The 19239-nt window shown below is 54.3% G+C and carries 12 protein-coding genes; 4 read left to right on the top strand and 8 right to left on the bottom strand.

Going from position 1 to position 19239, the window contains the following annotated elements; all coding sequences use genetic code 11:
* Nucleotides 1-112 precede the first annotated feature (112 nt).
* The 3 genes from AC5S3R_RS13530 to AC5S3R_RS13540 form a co-directional block, all read right to left on the bottom strand.
* Nucleotides 113-1288, bottom strand: coding sequence for a DUF2891 family protein (locus AC5S3R_RS13530; RefSeq protein WP_494267587.1), 1176 nt, complete (start codon nt 1286-1288; stop codon nt 113-115).
* Nucleotides 1289-1396: 108 nt separating this feature from the next.
* A complete protein-coding gene (locus AC5S3R_RS13535) occupies nt 1397-2674 on the bottom strand; it encodes a DUF2891 family protein (protein WP_494267588.1) in 1278 nt (425 codons plus the stop codon).
* A gap of 106 nt (nt 2675-2780) precedes the next feature.
* Nucleotides 2781-5783, bottom strand: a complete 3003-nt coding sequence (locus AC5S3R_RS13540; RefSeq protein ID WP_494267589.1) for a TonB-dependent receptor — start codon at nt 5781-5783, stop codon at nt 2781-2783.
* A gap of 510 nt (nt 5784-6293) precedes the next feature.
* Between AC5S3R_RS13540 and AC5S3R_RS13545 the strand changes: the two genes are divergently transcribed.
* Entirely contained in the window at nt 6294-6788 is a 495-nt protein-coding gene (locus tag AC5S3R_RS13545; protein WP_494267590.1) for a hypothetical protein, read from the top strand.
* 123 nt (nt 6789-6911) lie between these two features.
* Here the strand turns inward: AC5S3R_RS13545 and AC5S3R_RS13550 are convergent, their stop codons facing one another.
* Nucleotides 6912-7523 carry a hypothetical protein gene (locus AC5S3R_RS13550; RefSeq protein ID WP_494267591.1) on the bottom strand — a complete coding sequence of 204 codons (612 nt, stop codon included), beginning with the start codon at nt 7521-7523 and terminating at the stop codon, nt 6912-6914.
* 88 nt (nt 7524-7611) lie between these two features.
* Between AC5S3R_RS13550 and AC5S3R_RS13555 the strand changes: the two genes are divergently transcribed.
* Both AC5S3R_RS13555 and AC5S3R_RS13560 read left to right on the top strand, forming a co-directional pair.
* Nucleotides 7612-7833, top strand: coding sequence for a helix-turn-helix domain-containing protein (locus tag AC5S3R_RS13555; protein ID WP_494267592.1), 222 nt, complete (start codon nt 7612-7614; stop codon nt 7831-7833).
* 17 nt (nt 7834-7850) lie between these two features.
* Complete coding sequence (locus tag AC5S3R_RS13560; protein WP_494267593.1) at nt 7851-8102, top strand: hypothetical protein; 252 nt, start codon at nt 7851-7853, stop codon at nt 8100-8102.
* Between the two features lie 233 nt (nt 8103-8335).
* On the opposite strand, the gene AC5S3R_RS13565 is transcribed toward AC5S3R_RS13560, so the two are convergent.
* Together AC5S3R_RS13565 and AC5S3R_RS13570 are read right to left on the bottom strand one after the other, a co-directional pair.
* The gene (locus AC5S3R_RS13565; protein WP_494267595.1) at nt 8336-9427 is read right to left on the bottom strand and encodes an IS1595 family transposase; all 1092 of its coding nucleotides are present in this window, start codon (nt 9425-9427) and stop codon (nt 8336-8338) included.
* Between the two features lie 191 nt (nt 9428-9618).
* Complete coding sequence (locus AC5S3R_RS13570) at nt 9619-12936, bottom strand: vitamin B12-dependent ribonucleotide reductase (protein WP_494267596.1); 3318 nt, start codon at nt 12934-12936, stop codon at nt 9619-9621.
* 577 nt (nt 12937-13513) lie between these two features.
* On the opposite strand from AC5S3R_RS13570, the gene AC5S3R_RS13575 reads away from it, so the two are divergent.
* Nucleotides 13514-14182, top strand: coding sequence for a GNAT family N-acetyltransferase (locus tag AC5S3R_RS13575; RefSeq protein WP_494267597.1), 669 nt, complete (start codon nt 13514-13516; stop codon nt 14180-14182).
* Nucleotides 14183-14248: 66 nt separating this feature from the next.
* Here the strand turns inward: AC5S3R_RS13575 and AC5S3R_RS13580 are convergent, their stop codons facing one another.
* Nucleotides 14249-16798: a sodium-translocating pyrophosphatase gene (locus tag AC5S3R_RS13580; protein ID WP_494267599.1), complete on the bottom strand. Its 2550-nt coding sequence runs from the start codon at nt 16796-16798 to the stop codon at nt 14249-14251.
* A 186-nt stretch (nt 16799-16984) separates the two neighbouring features.
* On the bottom strand, nt 16985-19150 hold the full coding sequence (locus AC5S3R_RS13585) for a sodium-translocating pyrophosphatase (protein ID WP_494267600.1): 2166 nt from the start codon (nt 19148-19150) through the stop codon (nt 16985-16987).
* Nucleotides 19151-19239: the final 89 nt, after the last annotated feature.

Raw genomic sequence — 19239 nt, forward strand, 5'->3', positions numbered from 1 at the left:
TCAGGTTACTGTCAAACCAGCCTTGCGACTGGCAATTCATCTGAATTTGCCTGAAAAGCACATGACTGATTGCTGCCGGAAACCTCCGTGCACCATGCATATGCAAGCTGAGTTACTTCTTTGCGGACTGTGCTGATCCAGCCTTGCTATCAAGCAGGTTTTCGTACATCAAAGCGTATGTCGCCAGCCAATGTGTCCCAAGGTAGCCGCCGAGGCCGATCTTGTCGTACCCCTGCTTGCCCGTAATCTCAGAAAAGCGATGGTAAACAGGCACTCTGGGATCTCCTTGCGGAAGCGAGCGGGCAATCCAAAGAAAGTCAGCCGCTCTCTGGAAGCTCAAGCCGATAAGATGGGCATTTGGCTGGCCTTCTTGCTCTGTGCCGGTTGTGTCCCGGTTATCGCCATGCAGCGCATCAATATCGGCTGCGTAGATCTGAAACTCGGGAGCATACACCGGGGGCAGAAACTCATCGAGCCACTTTGCATAAGCCTCCGGCTCCATCACACGCCCCATCAACGCTGCTTCGGTAAGGCACGGCGAAGCAAATTCATTGAACACTGGCTCCATAGCCACCGGGCAGTGCTTATCGTTCGAGAACAAGCGTAAGGCAGTTTCGCGCACAGCGGTCTCTAGTGCCGTATCGTGGGTTTGTGCTGTCGAATCCAGCACAAATCCCATATCCAAAGCAGTGTTCGGATGAAGACCAATGCGAATGGGATAGTTCAGGCTGTGAAGATAAGCGATGAACTGCTGGGTCATCCATGTCGCAAGAGGCTCAAGAACTGCAGTGCTTCTCTGCCCTTCAGGATCGTTCCATGATTTTGTTTCGCCATAGAGCTTAATCAGCCACGCATACCCATACGGCTTTTCAAAATCAGCTCCCAACCCCTGCAAATGCGTAAAGTACTGCAATTCTCCATCAATGTTCGGCTTCTGCAACCGGTATTGCAGATCGTTGCGAATGGCCGGCCCCAAGGTGATGGTCGGGTCCGACTTAATCAACGACACCATCATCCAGGTAGAGTTAACAGCGGAATGCCAGTCAAGGCATCCATAGAAGGCGCGATGCTTCTCATACTCTTCCGCGATGTGTGGCTTTCCATCACGCTGCCACAGGTAGCCGGGCGTATTTCTTCCCGGCGCGTGCGGATGTTCTTCGCAACCTAGAGGATTTGCTGCCAGTGCCAGCCGCTCCGTCTCGTTGTAGTCAGGAGGTGCAGCAGTCTTCATGGTCTTGTAATAAGCTGCAATCTTTGCGCTCTCATCTTTCTGAGCAAAAGCGGCCACGGAACTACTGAGAATGAAGAGAAATAACAATTTGGAGAAGGCGCGCATATTAATCCTGTTCTGTGAGGTGTCTGTTGTCTCATTCCCCATGTGTAATAGCCTCGTGCCTTATGGAGCGTCCGTTTCAGCAGCCAGGTCGTGCCCCTTCGGCTTGGGCGGAGGCGCCAACAACGCCGGTCCCTTTAATTCGTTTTCGTACAAAAGGGCATACACATCAATCAGGTGCCTTCCCTCATAACCAGAGATGCCCGCCTTGGAATACCCATTCTTGGCATTGATTGCCGCGAGGCGGCGCAATACCTCAACTCGCGCATCATCTTTAGGCAGGGCATATGCAATGGTTAACATCTGCGTTGCGCGTTGAAAGCTCAATGCAATCAGGCGCGCTCTTGCCGCTTCCTGAACCTGCACGTCAGGACCAGACGTGTTCGTATGGCTTACATCAATCTCTTTGGAATACCCCTGGAAGAGATCGGAATACACAGGCGGCAAAAAGCCATCCAGCCACTTAAGATACGATGCCTGATCCATTACTCTGCCCATCAATGCAGCCTCAGTCAGGCAGGAAGAGATCAAGTCGTTATTTTGCGGCTCAAAATTTACCGGGCAATCTTTGTCTTTCGAGAACAGCCGAATCGCTGTGTCATGAATTGCAGTCTTAAGCGTCTCGTTCTCTGAAAGATTCGCTCCATCAAGCGCCAGGCTCATCGCCCAGGCAGTGTTGCTCTCAACACCCGTACGTAACGGAAACTTAAGATCATAAAGAAAGAAGACGTAGCGTTCCGACATCCATCGGGCAAGCGGGGCAAGCGCCACTGACATCTTTCGGCCATCGGGCGTATACCAGCTTTTGCTCTCACCATAAAGTTTCAGCAGCCACGAGTATCCATAAGGACGTTCAAAGGCCATCCCCATGCCTTCACCACCGCCCTCACCGCCACCGGCAGGACGGGCAAAGAAGGCAACCTCACCATCCGTGTTCGACTTGCGAAAGTGTGTCGTGGCAATGTCCTTAATATCGGATGCCAGTGTAATCTTCGGCTCCTGCCGCAACAGCGAAACCATCATCCATGTTGAGGCAACAGAATCATGCCATGTCCCGCAGCCAAAGAAAGCACGGTTACGCTCATAGCCATCAAGCAATTCCGGAGCTTTCTGGAACGACCATAGATAGTTGTTGCGGTTCGATGGCGATTCCTGGAGATGATCCGCACAACCGATTCCCGATGTTGCTAATGTCTCCTTCTCTGCATCCCCGTACACCGCGGGCGGAACCGTGGGCAGGGTCTTGAGATAGGCTGAGACCTTCGCCGGATCACTCCCCTGGGCCGCAAGACAAACTGTTCCGGCAAGCCCAAGAAACAGCACACCACTCATCCATTTCATAAACATTCCTCAGTGAAAGCGCTGAAGGTCATACATAACAGACCTTCAGCGCCAGTTTCATGCTTACGCTAATGACGTCACCAATACTCATTACTTCGGTTGCAGGTTAGAAGGTAAATTTGGCTGCAAGTTCGCCAATCTGGACCGTATTGGCCGCAGTCGGAGCGCCAAATGTGTAAGAGACCGGCGAGGTTGTAACCGACGTGTAGTTCTCAGTGCCAAACAGGTTGAACGCCTGCCCAATGACTTCCAGCTTCATCCGTTCATGCTGGAAAACCGCTCTGGAGACGCGCAGATCAAAGTCCTTGTAACGGTTTGAGGCAACAGAATCCGCTCCAAGGTTAGTGGTCAGACAGTTCGGCGCTACTCCCGAGGTGGGATGGCAAGCAGTGTAGTAGCTTGTCGCCTTATACCCACCAGCAGGTGCATGATCGTTCAATTGTTGGCGATATTTGTTAATCGCATCCCAGTTGATATCGCGATTACCCTGGTCTCGGGTAGTGCCGGGAACATACTGCGCGGTTCCGTTAAAGTTCGGGTTGTAGGGCAGAACTCCGTAACCGTCATTCGGCTGCCCCGTAGTTGTCGAAGCATCTGCAGTGATCTGCGTAGTCGTTATGCTGTATGGCGTTTTGCTGCGGTACTGGAAGATACCGCCCACCAGAACCTTGATGAAAGGGATCTCATAAGTAGCGCTCGCAACAAACGCATGCCTCTGATCGATACTGGATGGTCCCCAATCCTGATTCAGATTGTTGTAGTTGACCGGCGCGCTATGCGGATTATTGTCCGACGCAGATGCGAGCGCATACGACACCGTGTACATGTACTTATGGGACATCCGCTTGTCGAGTTTGATAAACAGGCCCTTGTATTCACTGGCTCCAGTGGATGAATGCTGCTGGATCTGCGCCATCTGCGTATTGGGACGATGCAGAGTCAAACCGACATAGTTAGCCGGCAAGTTCCGGTCATACACTTTGTAATCACGAAGGCCGCGATCGTAGAGTCCATCGATGGACAGGGACATCGTATCCGTCAACTGCCGGCTATACCCCAGGCTGAACTGTTGAAGATAAGGATTGCTCAGCGTAGGAGACAGAATCGACACATTTGTGTTGGCTGTGGAAGAGCAGAAGCTCGTCACGCTCTGACCGCCATATGGATTCGGATAGGGCACGGTGTTAGTTGAGGTCGAAGTCAGATTGATACTACATGCCACAAAATTGAGCTTTTCAGCCTCACTGAGCTCCGTCTCAATAAAGTTATAGAAAATGCCAAAACCTCCGCGGATCACGTCCTTACCCTTCATGAACGGATCATAGGCAAAGCCCAGCCTCGGTCCCACGTTATTCCAATCGCCGCGATCATGTGGATTCCCTTCATAAGGAATCGTCGGCTTATTGGGATTAGGCGTGTACGTATTCAGGAACGGCGATCCTCGCTGGAGATCATACCGAAGGCCAACGTTGAGCGTGAGATTCGGTCTTAGCTTCCAGCTATCTTCGACGTAATAAGCCTGCTGCGTAGACGGCAGGTAATAGAGCAGCGGAACCGCCGACTGGCTGAAACTTTGAACCAGTGTCGGATCAAGTTTCGATGTCGTTGCCGCTGTCGCATCAAATGGCTGATCCTTCGAGAAGGTGTAAGTGCCATTCAGATTGCTCGCCACGGCATCCGTATAAGGAACGTAGCTTACATCGCCACCAACCTTGATGGAATGCGCTCCCTGCTGAAGTGAGAGTGCATCATTGAGCTGCCAGCGCGATTCCACGCCATCAGCCGCGTAGTTATGTCCGTAGCTGAAGCTGGGAAACGAGTAGGCCAGAGTAATGTTCTGCGCATAGCTAGGCTTGAGGAAGTCTTCGGGCTTCTTCGGCGGAGGCGTATTCCAAGGGCCCAGCTCGTAGGAAATATACGCATACTGAAAGCGTGCTTCGTTCACCATCCTTGCCGTTGGCTCCCATGTATGGCCAAAAACATAAGCCTTGCGCGGGAACTGGCCGTCATAGCATCCGGTTGTATTTGTGCCACCGCAGCCTTGCGCCGTGGCCAGTTGCTCTTCAAAACCTACACGGAAAAAGATTTGCTGGTTGCGCGCCAGGTCATGATCGACTCGACCAACAATCAACTGGTCATGGCTAGGATTCTCGAATGTGCCAAGCAGTGAGGAATAGTATGTCGCTGCGGCTGAGCCGGCGGGCTCAAACAACGTCCACGACGTTGTCGCCTGCGTGCGCTCATAGGCACCGAAATAGTGCGTCCGATTTCTGAAGATCGGTCCCCCCACCGAACCGCCGTACTGATTGCGGTTATAGGTAGGATTGCCCGTGTTCTGCAGAGCTGCCGTCGCCGCCTGAAACTGGTTCGGAGCGGTCATTGCCGTATCGCGATAATACTCAAACACATCGCCATGGATCTGATTGGTACCGCTTTTTGTTACCAGCGCCGTGTAGCCTCCCATCGCCCATCCAAGGTCCGCGGGCATCTGCGCCGTATACGTCTTAAACTCGCCAACCGCATCCTCGGGAATGTTCTGGCGCGGATCGCCTTCCTCTGTCTGCTGATTGGAAACACCGTCCCAGGAAAATCCGTTGGCATAAAAGTAGACGCCGCCGCCAGTCTGCACATTGGAGTAAAAGCTGCGCGAACCAGATTGCGTTGTACCCGGCGTCAGCAACGACAGCGCCAGGTACTGACGATTTTGGATTGGCAGGTCGTTAATTTCTTCCTGCGTAACGAGTCCGCCCACGTCATTGGAAGTCGTATCCACGGCAGGAACCGTGCCGGTGACTTCTACAACCTCACTGGTGCCGCCGGCCTTGAGCGCAACATCTTGATTGACGTGCTGGGCAAGCTCAATCGTTAATCCCGTAATCGATTGCGGAGAAAATCCGCTCGCTGTAATACCAATGACGTAATGCCCAGGAGCGACTGTCGGGAAAGCATAGCGCCCATCGGAGCCAGTCTTGACGACGCGCTTATCACCGCTGTCGGCGTTCGAGAGCGTAACCTCCGCACCGGGGATTACTGATCCGGCAGAATCTTTAACAATGCCCTGTACATCCGCCTGACCCGACTGAGCATTGCCCACAACTGCGCTGATCAACAGGGCTAAAGTCACCAATACACTGCAACATAATTTCCGGACGGTCATCACCCCTCCTAAAACTCATGAAGCTACAAATTATGAAGAAATCTGTCTGACTGAACTGCGAGTACTGAAGGTTCAAAAACGGGGGAAGTGCGAAAGGAATACCTCCTTATATAGTTGTGTAAAGTTAGTGTCAATAAAAAAATTAAAGAAACTTTATCTGAAAATTATGCCCATATTTAGGCTATTTCCTAAGGTTTTTACTTCTCAATACCAAACCATAAGGATGACATAAACTTTCTTGTATACAATTTTTGTACATTGATTATGCATTGCAATATACGTGTGATACACAATCAATCAGGTTCTTCGATATTGAACAATCGATTCTCGCTAAGCACGCAGGTGGAGAGGCCCCCAAAAACAACCCGTAGCCCGCAACAGAACGTCGTGTAGTTATGACTCAAACGCCATTATGTCTCTGACGCACAAGACACGTTAGAAACTTTGCTTTACAAGTAGCTCATGGCCTTGAAAATCCCCTATGAGTTAGCGCGTCTAATCCGAGACCGGGCATATCAATCCGGCGCTTTAGCGAAAGCTGAACGCCGGATTGTTATTCTGCGACCGGCTTTGCAGGAGGCGGAGCAACAGCGCGACCTAGCCCAATCCTCCCTCGCCAAGATAGATGCCAAACTAGCCAAGTTTCCGTCTATTGATCCCACTGATATTCGCCCGATAGAAGCCCATCCTCGCCGCCTGGAATTGGTAAATGGCGCTTTTACGAAGGAGATCATCCGCGTTCTTAAAGAAGCTGGTAGACCGGTCAATACACAAGAGCTACAGACTCACCTGTTTCAGGTGTTTTCTATTGAGCGTGGTCAGACCCTAGAAGAGAGGGAGTGGCAACGACACAAGTTGACCAAGCGGCTGCGGGCTATGGCCGCAAAGGAAGCGGTGATCCGAGTTCACGATCCCAGAGACAACGGGGTTGGATTATGGATGTGGAATGGAAGATAGTTGAGTGCCCGGAAAGGAGGAAGGCCGATGTTGTCAGTCAACATCCGTGCCAACCTAGTGATCCGGCTCCGTTTGCGCTAGATCACATTGAGAAGCATATACTCTCTTGCTTTCCCCAGTCCCTTACTGCATTGGAGTGACTTGATATTTGCGGGCATAATTCAGCGCAGCTATTCCATCTGTCTTGAACTTCTTCATCAGAGTCTGCTTACCATCTTCTCTTTTCACTATGAATTGAACTTCAGCAAACCCTTCGTTACAGAGAATCGCATTCCCTTTGTCGCTGTGCCACGTCAAAACTGCATCCGCGAGTGATGTCCCGTTGGCGGGAGGCGTTGTAAACAGCAAATCCTCAGCATCATCTCCTCCCGTGGTTGTCTCAAGTCCCGGATCGACACCACTAGTCTGCATTGCTCCTTCAGATTCGTTTACTTTCTCCGCGAACTGGCGACGTGTTTCCGCAGTTTTCCCGGCATCCTGCATGAACATCGTGCAGGTAGTTTCTGTTGGTGTGGTGCTTGTTGCATCCTGTGTCGTCTCTGGAGGTTGAGGTGTAGTTGCTGATGCCTGGATGGCGACTGGCGCAGCTACAGGTTGACTTGTCACTCCCTGGTTGACTTGAGAATTACCGTTCCGAATCCTAAGTCCGACCACCAAAGCAAGAACAACTAGTACGCCGACCACGACGATTCCTGTCGTAGCCCTCCTATTTCTCTTCTTTTCGTTTTCTTCCACGCTATCCTCCTTAAAATCCCATCCGAATCATTGCCAAAATTCAGGCATACACGAACTTTCATCGGCAGAAAATTCAGATGCTGGAGTGATGGCAGCAGACATCTCCATTCGGCTCGGGAAGAAGATACGGGACTTGCGCCGCCAGCGCGGGTGGAGACAGATTGACCTTGCTGCTCACGCGGAACTCAGCAAGACGCATATCTGTGAACTGGAGACCGGAAAGCGGGAAGTTGGGCTCAAGACTTTGGAGCGATTGGCCGATGCACTAGAGGTCAAGATTTCTGACCTGATGAGAACCATCGGGCGGTAAAGGTTACAACTCATCAAATGCCCCGCTATCTCATTGTTTATGACGGTTCGAGCAAAGACACCGATTACAACGCACTCGAAGACAAACTTCGAGATATGAAAGCCAAGCACATTCAATACTCGGTTTGGGGCGTTCGTTCTGACGATACTGCCGCCACAATTTTTAAGAAAATCTGGCCGCTGTTGGATGACCCCGAAAACTCGCTAATAGTCGTACCCGCTGGTGAAGGCGTGGAAGAGCACTCCATAGAGTTATGGGGAGATGTCTAAGTTGCCGAGAATATGGGTTGCTCTGCACTTCCTTGCTCTCTAGGCAAGGAGTTCTTTACGCCAATTTCACCGTTCCCTTTGCGATAGGCTCCGATTACGCCGCCTAATCCGGTGTGCATCGTCGCCAACGCAGAGTGCTCTTCCTTGCTCTCCGGGAGAATCCACAGACCACCATCACGCCAAGTCACAACCATAAGTCACCTCTCTGTACAGAGAGGTGCGTAGTTACATCACTAGGATTTACTCTCGGAAGGGCTGCTAGGGAGCACCTGAAACAGAATCTCCGCCGCCCGCTTGTTCCCGTGCCCGTAATTCCACCAGTCCCGCGACTGACCAGAACCGAAAACCCTCCCCATCAGCATGGCGAACTGACTCCGGGTATCCTTCCGCCGCACATCCTCCCGCCATGCAATCTCACTGGCGTAATCCAGCATATACTTCGGTGTGATCCGGTGATAAACCCCTATGCAGGCCCGGCGCATTCGGGAGAAAAAGCTCTCCGCTTGATTCTGGTTGACTCCTGAATCCGTTGAAAACTCAACCGAGTGGTTCACGGTTTCGTGAACATACCCCAGATACTTGAGGTTCCCGTAGGCGGAAAGCTCATCCGAGCGAATGACGGAGCCCTTTTCGACCCACAGGCCGGACAGGGCCTCCAAATCGGCGGAGTTCTCGGATCGACAAACTGCCACCACCGTTCGCGCCGCCCCGAGTCCCTTTCCGGCATACTCCCGCAGCGCTAGGATGATGCGTCGATTGGGGTGATGAGGAAACTCCACGGACTTGAACTTCCGCCGATGCTGGACCTGATATTTCTTCGGAATCTCCGGCGTGGACGGTTCCGACTTCTTCCGGCCCTTTCGTGGGCGACCAGAGAAGTGGCCGCCGTCGATCTCCACGATCCCTTTCAGTTTTTTGGGAGAAACCGTCAGCATGATGGCTTCCCGGATTTTATGGAGCAGGGTGAAGGACGTGCGATATTGACCGCCGATGATACGGCGCAAGGCCAGAGCAGGAAGTCCCTTCTGGTTAATCAGGAAGGCGAAGATGGCCAAGGCCAGCTTCCGGTAACCGACTTTCTGGTCCGCAAACGGCGTTCGGGTTGTGACCGAGAAGGTGAAGAAGCAATGCTTGCATCGCCACTGACGGCGGCAGCGGATGTTGTAATGCTTGTCGATTACCCCGCACTCCGGGCATACCTGCTGTTCTCGACTTCCCCAACGCATCTCGGCGAGTAGCAGCCGCGCTTCCTCTTCGGAGAGCACGGCTACCTCGTGCAGCGTTAATGGGATGGCTGTTTTCTGGAGCCAGAAATGAGCAGGCATCTATGCGTCCTGCTCACATATTTGGGAGCCCAGTGCGGATCGGGTAAATCAGCTAGTTTTGTGCTTCAGAGACATAATGGCGTGACTCAAAAAGAAAGGCCCGCCAAAGCGGGCCTTTCTTGTACAGAAGTTGTAATTTCACTTTATGGACCAACGACATTCACCTCAATCCATAAGGCACAAATCAGTCCTTATGAGCAGCCCGAAGTGCTGCCGCACTCCATGCAGCGATAGCAGCTCCCATTGCGAACCATGATCGCGCCGCATGTACCGCAGCTTGGCGCATCCCCCATCTGGTACATGTCCTTCATGGCGTTCGCCGCCTGGTAGATGCCGCGGTCCTTGAGGTCCGGCACCTCAGCCGTACCAGCCGAAGCGCCCAACTCAGAAGCAATGCCACCCGCGGGAGCAGAAGTGCTGCCCATGCCCGTTCCACCCACCTGGTTCAGCTTGCGGGCAACTTCTTCCGCCAGCTTGCTCAACTGCTCCTGAGGAAGCGCCGTCTCAGCGGCAGGCTCCTCCGCAAGAATCGTCGGCGGAGCGGCAGGAAGCTGCGCAGCCTGCGGAGCGAGCCCCGCAAACAGCGTCAACTGCGTACCCGAAAGAAAGCGAAGGCTCAGCCAGCGGAAGATGTAGTCCATCAGGCTCTTCGCGTAGCCAATCTGCTCGTTCTGCGTCCAGCCCGAAGGTTCAAAGCGAGTATGCGCAAACTTCTCGCAAAGCACACGCAGCGGCACACCATGCTGTAGCGCAAGCGAAACAGCCGTCGCAAACGAATCCATCAAGCCCGAAACCGTGGAGCCTTCCTTCGCCATGCGAATGAAGATCTCGCCCGGCTCTCCCGTCGGATAGAGACCCACCGTAATGTAGCCCTCATGCCCCGCAATGGAGAACTTGTGCGTAACCGAAGCCCGCTCTTCCGGCAGGCGATGGCGCACAGCGCGAGGCGGCGCATTCAAATTCTGCTCAGGGTACACAGGCGCCGCCGGTACAGCCGTAGCAGCAACCGTCGGAATCGCCGCAGCCTTCGCAATCTCATCCAGCGACTTCTGGAACGAAGTGGCCGCCGCGGAAATCTGCTGCGCCGGAATCACAACCTTCTCACTAGCCTTGCCACTCAGCGCAACAACATCTGCCTCAGCCGGAGCCTGTCCCGCCGCAATGCTGGCAAGCACTCGCGCACCCGCCGCATCCAGAGCCGAAGGCTCCTTCTTCGTATCCAGCGAAGTGTTCAGCGGTTGCGTGCCCTTCGATCCGTCACGATAAATTGCCACAGCCTTGATGCCCTGGCGCCAGCTTTCCGCATACGCCTCAGCAACATCCTCCACCGTCGCTTCGTTCGGCAGGTTCACCGTCTTCGAAATCGCGCCTGAAAGGAACGGCTGCGTAGCGGCCATCATCTTGATGTGCCCCATGTAATGAATCGAGCGCGTGCCCTTCGCCGGCTTAAAGCTGCAATCGAACACGGCAAGGTGCTCTGGCTTGATGCTCGGCGCGCCTTCAATCGTGCCCGTCGCATCAATGTAGCTCACAATCGCGTTCACCTGGTCATTGTTGTAGCCAAGCTTAAAGAGCGCAGAAGGCACTGTGTTGTTGACGATCTTAATCATGCCGCCGCCAACCAGCTTCTTGTACTTCACCAGCGCCAGGTCAGGCTCAATGCCCGTCGTGTCGCAGTCCATCATGAAGCCAATGGTGCCTGTAGGCGCAAGCACCGTCACCTGCGAGTTGCGATAGCCATACTTTTCGCCAAGCGAAAGCGCCGTATCCCATGCCTCGCGGCTCGACTCAATCAATTGGTCAAGCTGCGGAACTACAAAGGGCTCGCTGCTGGTCTTGCTCTTGCCAATCTTGTTCACTTCCGCGCGGTGCATGCGAATCACATCGAGGAACGGCTCGCGGTTCACATAGAAACCGGGGCAAGCACCACCCTGCCGCTCAATCGAAGCCGTCAGCGGAGTAGCCGAACCAAGCGCCGGGCAAGCCCCAGCCACCACAGCCGACTGCAGATAAGCCTGGCCGCACATAATCGCCGTCAGCGCCGCGGCAAGGTCGCGTCCCGCATCCGAATCATACGGCAAACCAAACGCCATCAGCAGCGCGCCAAGGTTCGCATAGCCCAGACCAAGCGGACGGTAATCATGCGAGTTCTTCGCAATCGACTCCGTCGGGTAACCCGAGTTATCCACCAGGATCTCCATCGCCGTAATCACCACGGCAATCGCATGCCGATACGCGGCAATATCAAACACGCCACCGGCATTCACAAACTTCAACAGGTTGAAGCTCGCCAAGTTGCAAGCCGAGTTATCAAGGAACATGTACTCCGAGCAAGGGTTCGAAGCATTGATGCGCGCCGTGTTCTTGCTCGTATGCCACTTGTTAATCGTCGTATCAAACTGCATGCCCGGATCGCCGCAAAGCCATGTCGCCTCGGCAATCTTGTTCATAATGTCGCGAGCCTTGTACGTCTTAACCGGCGCATGCTCCTTCACCGTGCGAGTCGCAAAGTCGCCGTCTTTCTCATACGCCTGCATAAACTCGTCCGTCACGCGAACCGAGTTATTTGCATTCTGGAAGAAGATCGACGAGTAAGCCTCGGAGTCCGGCCCCGAGCCGTCATAGCCCTCACGCACCAGTGCAAATGCCTTCGCCTCTTCCTTCGCCTTGCACTCGATGAAGTCCACAATATCCGGATGGTCCGCATTCAGAATGACCATCTTCGCTGCGCGCCGCGTCTTGCCGCCTGACTTAATCACACCGGCAAACGCGTCAAACCCGCGCATAAAGCTCAGCGGTCCAGAGGCCGTTCCACCGCCGGAAAGCAGCTCCATCGAGCCGCGAATCGCCGACAGGTTCGTCCCCGTGCCCGAACCCCACTTGAACAGCATGCCTTCCGTCTTCGCCAGCGTCAGAATCGAATCCAGCGAGTCATCCACCGCATTGATAAAGCAAGCCGAGCACTGCGGATTCTTATAGCCAGACTTCTCCAACTTCACGCAACCCGTCGCCGCATCCCAGTGCCAGCTCGCGCCATCAGAGTTCGGCTCCAGCCGATCGCATCCCACGTTGAACCACACCGGCGAGTTGAACGCCACCTTCTGCGTCAGCAGCATGTGCGCCAGCTCGTCATAAAAAACGCCCGCGTCTTCAGCGGAAGCAAAATAACCGCCCTTCAAACCCCAGTCGCGAATCGTCTCAGCCACGCGCTCCACAAGCATCCGTACGCCGGTCTCACGTTCAGGCGTATTCATCTGGCCGTGCAAGTACTTGGAGGCCACAATGTTCGTCGCTGTCATCGACCAGTCAATCGGCGTTTCCACGTCCTTCTGTTCAAAGATCGTGTTGCCTTTGCTATCGGTAATCGAAGCGGTGCGCTTCTCCCACTTCACTTCGTCATAGGGGGAAACACCAGCCGTAGAAAAGCGGCGGGTAAATTTGAGCCGGGCAGGAGCGGAGGCAGCACCTTGCTGCACGGTTGCCGGAGACTGGACGTGGGCCTCACTCATGGGGGGATTCTCCTAAAGTATTAGATTCCTGAAAACGCGCCATGGTTCCCGGAGGCGCTGGCCGGGCAAGTGTGCACTAAAGAGGTCTCACAACGGACAAAACGGAACGGTGCAAGATACCGCAATCGGGAGCTTCAGGGCTGGTTTCCGGCGGGGCAGACCTGCCGGTTTTGGTTACAATCTTTTTACAGCCGCAGATGAAAAAGTACCGCTATCCATGGACTGAGTCAAGCGGAAACCACAATATCTTGTGTTACCTTGGCGTTCCGGGGAACCAAAACCCCAAACATGGGAATTTAGCCTGTGGAAAGTGGAAATCCCCGCGACTGGCGCGGGGTTCAGCGGTCTGGAATGCACAGTTTCCAGTGCAGTTTTCCACCGCTGCGGGGAAGTTGGACGTTCAGCCGGAGCCATTTTGGGCCATCCAGCTACAACATCCAGCCTATGCCTCCACAAGGCGCCACACAAGGCCCGGAAATGGTGCAAATGAGACGTCTGCTTGTGAATAACTCAGGCAGAATGTGTGGATTGTGGATAACTGAGGCAAAACCCTTCCCGCGCTGATACGCTGGATACCGTGAGCAAGCCCGAAACCCTCAATTGGAAGCCCGCTTCCACGCCCCAGCCCATTACGCTGGCTGGCCGTACTGTCACCCTGGAGCCCCTGGACGCAGCCAAACACGCCCCAGCCTTGTGGCAGGCCGTTCGCGGCCATGACGCCCTCTGGGACTGGCTTCCCGACGGTCCCTACGCTGACGAAGCCACCTTCCACGCCGCAGTAACAGCCAAACAGAACGCCGCAGGCTTCGTCTATCTGGCCATCATCCCGCAAAGCACCGGTACAGCCGCAGGCTGGGCCAGCTACATGCGCATCGACGCCCCCAACGGCGTGATCGAAGTAGGCAGCATCCTGCTCTCCCCCGCCCTGCAACGCACCACCGCCGCCACGGAAGCCATGTACCTCATGGCCCGCCACGTCTTTGAAGACCTCGGCTACCGCCGCTACGAGTGGAAGTGCAACGCGCTCAATGAGCCCAGCCGCCGCGCCGCCCAGCGCCTCGGCTTCAGCTTTGAGGGTATTTTCCGCCAGCACATCATCGTAAAAGGCCGCAACCGCGACACAGCCTGGTTCTCCATGCTCGACCACGAATGGACCACAAGAAAGCAAGCCTTTGAAAATTGGCTAGCCCCGGAAAACTTCGACGATTCCGGCAACCAGCGCGCAAGCCTGGAATCCTTCCGGTAAAAATCTCTCCCCAGCTCAACGCCGCAGGGCACTCCACCTTGCGGCGTTTTTACAGCTAGGGATACCTCAAACGTGAGCCGCGTGCCCTTCCACCGGATGCGAAACGGCCCGGTCGCTAGGCTTCGTCTCAATCCGCATCCCATAAAACGACTTCCGCACAAACCACACCGACACCACAAAGAAGGCAACCGCCAGCCCATGCGCCAGCAGCGGCTTGCCCGTACTAAGCGTCACGGCCAGTTCAACAGCAAGCAATCCAAACAGCGTCGTGAACTTGATAACCGGATTCATAGCCACAGACGAAGTATCTTTGAACGGATCGCCCACCGTATCGCCAATCACGGTCGCATCATGCAGCGGCGTACCCTTCTGCTTCAGGTCAATCTCGACAATTTTCTTCGCGTTATCCCAGGCCCCGCCCGCATTCGCCATAAAGATGGCTTGATAAAGCCCAAAGATCGCAATTGAGATGAGATACCCAACAAAGAAAAACGGCTCAACAAACGCAAAGGCAAGCGTGGCAAAAAAGACCGCGAGAAAGATATTAAACATCCCCTTCTGCGCATACTGAGTGCAAATCTCAACCACTTTCTTGCTATCAGAGACAGAAGCCTTCTCAACGCCTTCCAGCCGGATATTTCTCTTGATAAACTCCACCGCGCGATAAGCGCCCGTAGTAACCGCCTGCGTAGAAGCGCCAGTGAACCAGTAAATCATCGCGCCGCCGCAAATCAGCCCCAGCATAAACGGCGCATGCAGCAGCGAAAGATTCTGCACGCTATGGCTCAGCCCGCCGGTAAGTGCCATGATGATCGAAAAAATCATCGTAGTAGCGCCCACAACAGCCGTACCAATCAGCACAGGCTTAGCCGTAGCCTTAAAGGTATTGCCCGCGCCGTCATTCGCTTCCAGCAGATACTTCGCGCGTTCAAACTCAACCTCAATATTGAACTCCCGCTTCAACTCCTCTTCAATCCCCGGCACATTCTTAATCAGCGAAAGCTCATAAACAGACTGCGCATTATCCGTAACCGGCCCATACGAATCGACAGCAATCGTCACCGGCCCCATACCAAGAAATCCAAAGGCAATAAGCCCAAATGCAAAGACCGCCGGAGCGAGCATCAGGCTGGCCATCGCCGCGCCCGTACTGCAGAAGTAGCCAATCCCCATCAGCGCCACCATGCAAAGCCCAATCCAGTAGCCTGAAAAATTCCCCGCCACAAATCCCGACAAAATCCCCAGCGAAGCACCACCCTCCTGCGCCGAGATAACAACCTCTTTCACATGGCCGGAGTCAGTAGAAGTAAAAACCTTAACCAGCTCAGGAATAATCGCCCCCGCCAGCGTTCCACACGAAATAATCGACGCCAGCTTCCACCACAAACTCCCATCCCCAAGCGTAGGAATCATCAGGTAAGAAACGATGTAAGTAAGCACAATCGAAAGAATCGAAGTAATCCATACAAGCGAAGTCAACGGCGCCTCAAAGCTCATCGTGTCCGAGTTCGCATACTTCGCACGCGCAATCGCGCCATTCAAGAAGTAGGCACCAGCACTGGAAATCAGCATCGCAACGCGCATCACAAAGATCCACACCAGCAGTTGCACCTGCGTCGTTGGATTGTGAACAGCCAGCAGAATAAACGTAATCAGCGCCACACCCGTCACGCCATACGTCTCAAACCCATCTGCGCTCGGCCCCACCGAATCACCCGCATTGTCGCCCGTACAATCCGCAATCACGCCAGGGTTGCGCGCATCATCTTCCTTAATCTTGAAAACAATCTTCATCAAGTCAGAGCCAATATCCGCAATCTTGGTAAAGATGCCACCGGCAATGCGCAGCGCCGCCGCACCAAGCGATTCCCCAATCGCAAAACCGATAAAGCACGGCCCCGCATACTCACGCGGCACAAACAAAAGAATGAACAGCATAATCAGCAGCTCAATCGAAATAAGCGCCATCCCAATGCTCATCCCTGCCTTCAGCGGAATCGCAAAACATGGATAAGGCTTACCCCGCAGCCCTGCAAACGCCGTCCGCGAATTCGCAAATGTATTTACGCGAATCCCAAACCATGCCACCGAATAACTGCCCGCAATGCCAAGCAGGCTGAACAACAAAATAATCGGCAACGTAACAGCAATCGACTTGCCCGGCACCGGAGCCAGCAGCCCAAAGTAAAGCGCAATAATGACAGCAATAAAAGCCCACAGCAGCAGAATGAACTTCCCTTGCGTAATCAGATAAGTTTTACAAGTCTCATAAATCAACTCGGAGATATCACGCATCGTCCGATGCACCGGCAGGTTCTTCAACTGCACATAGATAGTCAAGCCAAACAGCAGCCCGCCAACACAGAAGAGCAAACCAATCATCAGCAGCGCATGCCCATTGAGCCCCAGAAAGCTAACGCTCGACAAATCAGGCAAAACAAGATTAGCCTCGCCCCCGCCAGCATGCTCAGGCTGTGCATAAGCAACACCGGGAAGCAGCAATCCGAACAGGACAGGCAAAGCCTTCAACCCGCGCCACGCAATGCCCTGCCGGATAACGAAGAGCCAAACAACGCTCACAGTGAGAAAGAACCAAACCCACGCTTGTGCTGCCATAAATCCTCCCCGCAGTTCGGCACACGCCTCAGCGCATGTCGAAGAAAGCCGCACACCTTGCCGGCCACAAACAATCGGGGAAGCAAAACCGAAGGTAATCTATCACCGGCTACCAACAATCAGGCGTGATTGCGGTCACTTGGCTTGACAAAGGGAATAGGGCCGCGGAGAGCGGCCCCTGTGCACTTACAAAAACAGCGGAGCCATAACAAACGTCACAGTGCAAAGCAGCTTGATCAGCACATGAATCGAAGGCCCGGCAGTATCCTTAAATGGATCACCAACTGTATCCCCCACAACCGCCGCCTTATGCGCATCGGACCCTTTGCCCTCATAAGCGCCGGTCTCAATAAACTTCTTCGCGTTGTCCCACGCACCGCCGCCGTTATTCATAAACATCGCAAACAGTATGCCGCCAATCGTTCCCACCATCAACAGCCCTGCCACAGCCTCGGCAGCCAACGTCGGGTCCTCCGCCGTATTAAAGAAGCGGAAGAGAAAACCAAGCCCCACCGGAACGCCCACTGCAAGCAGCCCCGGTACAACCATCTGCCGCAGCGCCGCACGCGTAACCATATCCACGCAGCGCCCATAATCCGGCAGTGAAGTCCCCGCCATAATCCCAGGGTTCGACTTGAACTGCCGCCGCACTTCTTCAATCACCGCATAAGCACTGTTCCCCACCGCCTGGATCGCAAACGAACTGAACAACAGCACCAACCCCGCTCCAATCAGCGAAGCAACAAACACAGGCGGCTTCGCAAGATTCACGCTGTTAAAGGTGAAAGCAAGGTTATGCGTAGCCGCGCGCACAAGTGTAGAAACCTCGTCCAGATAAGCCGAGAAAAGTAGAAACGCCGCCAGCGCCGCCGACCCAATCGCATATCCCTTCGTAAGCGCCTTCGTCGTATTGCCCACGGAGTCCAGCCTGTCCGTCCGCTTCCGAACATCCTCCGGCGAATGCGACATCTCTACAATGCCGCCCGCATTATCCGTAATCGGCCCAAACGTATCCATCGCCAGGATGTAAGCGCACGTAGCCAGCATGCCCATCGTCGCAATCGCCGTACCAAAAAGCCCAGCGCCCGGCACGCCCGGCATCGCCTTCAAGCCGCAAAAGAAGCTCCCCAGAATCGAAGCTGAAATCGCAAGCACAGGCATCGCCGTCGATTCCATCCCAATCGCAAGCCCCGTAATAATGTTCGTCGCAGCCCCCGTCAGCGAGCTCACAGCAATCTGCTTCACAGGCCGGTAGCGATACTCGGTGTAGTACTGCGTAATCCAGACAAACAAAAACGAGTTCGCCATGCCGATAAGCCCGGCAAAATAAAACCACCCGTAATTCGACCCCGGAATTCCACCCAGCAAAAACTTCACCGCAACAAAGAACCCAATCGCCGCCAGAACAGAAGTAACAAAGTATCCGCGATTCAACGCCGACATCGGATCTTCGTCCTCGTTCTTCATCCGCGAAACAAAGATGCCCACAATCGAAGCCAGCAACCCAAACGCCGGCGTCACAAACGGAAAGAAAATCACGCCAAGCGCGGCCTCAGGAGCAGTATCTTTGAACCGCGTATAAAGCGCCGCCGCCAGGATAATCGCGCCAATATTTTCTGCCGCCGTGGACTCAAACAGATCTGCACCGCGCCCCGCGCAATCGCCCACGTTGTCGCCAACCAGGTCCGCAATCACAGCAGGGTTGCGCGGATCATCTTCAGGAATCCCAGCTTCAACCTTGCCCACAAGATCAGCGCCCACATCCGCGGCCTTCGTGTAGATGCCGCCGCCCAACTGCGCAAACAACGCCACAAAGCTAGCGCCAAACCCAAAGCCGACAATCTGGAACGGCACCTCATCCGGATGACTCATGCCGCCAAACGCCAGAAACAGCAAGCTCACTCCAAGCAGCGAAAGCGCGACAACGCTCAATCCCGTAACAGCTCCGCCGCGCAGCGCCATCTGCAGCGCCCCATTCAAGCTATGCGTAGCCGCAGCCGCCGACCGCAAATTCGCGCGGATAGAAACAAACATCCCCGAAAAGCCCGCAAGCCCCGAGCAGATCGCCCCCGCAAGAAAACTCACAACCGTCTTGATAGAGAGATCAAGACTCTTCCCCGTAGCGTAGTAAAAAACAAAAATCAAAATTGCAAACAGCAGCGACAGCAGATAAATCGTTCTGTACTGGCGCTTCATAAAGGCTTCCGCGCCTTCCTTAATCGCCCCGGCAATCTGTTGCATGGCGGCGGACCCGGTGTCCGCGCCAATCACCTGGCGAGCGAAAACCGCAGCAACAATCAGCGCAAGCACACTCACGCTGATGAAGAAATAAATCCAGTTTTGAACGATCAAACTGCCTCCACCTGCCACATTTCACTAGGACTCCCGCCTGAAACCGGGGATGTTCCAAGGAAAATTGCGGAATGAATTTTAGACAACGG

This window comes from Occallatibacter sp. FHG110214_02 (assembly GCF_059115385.1).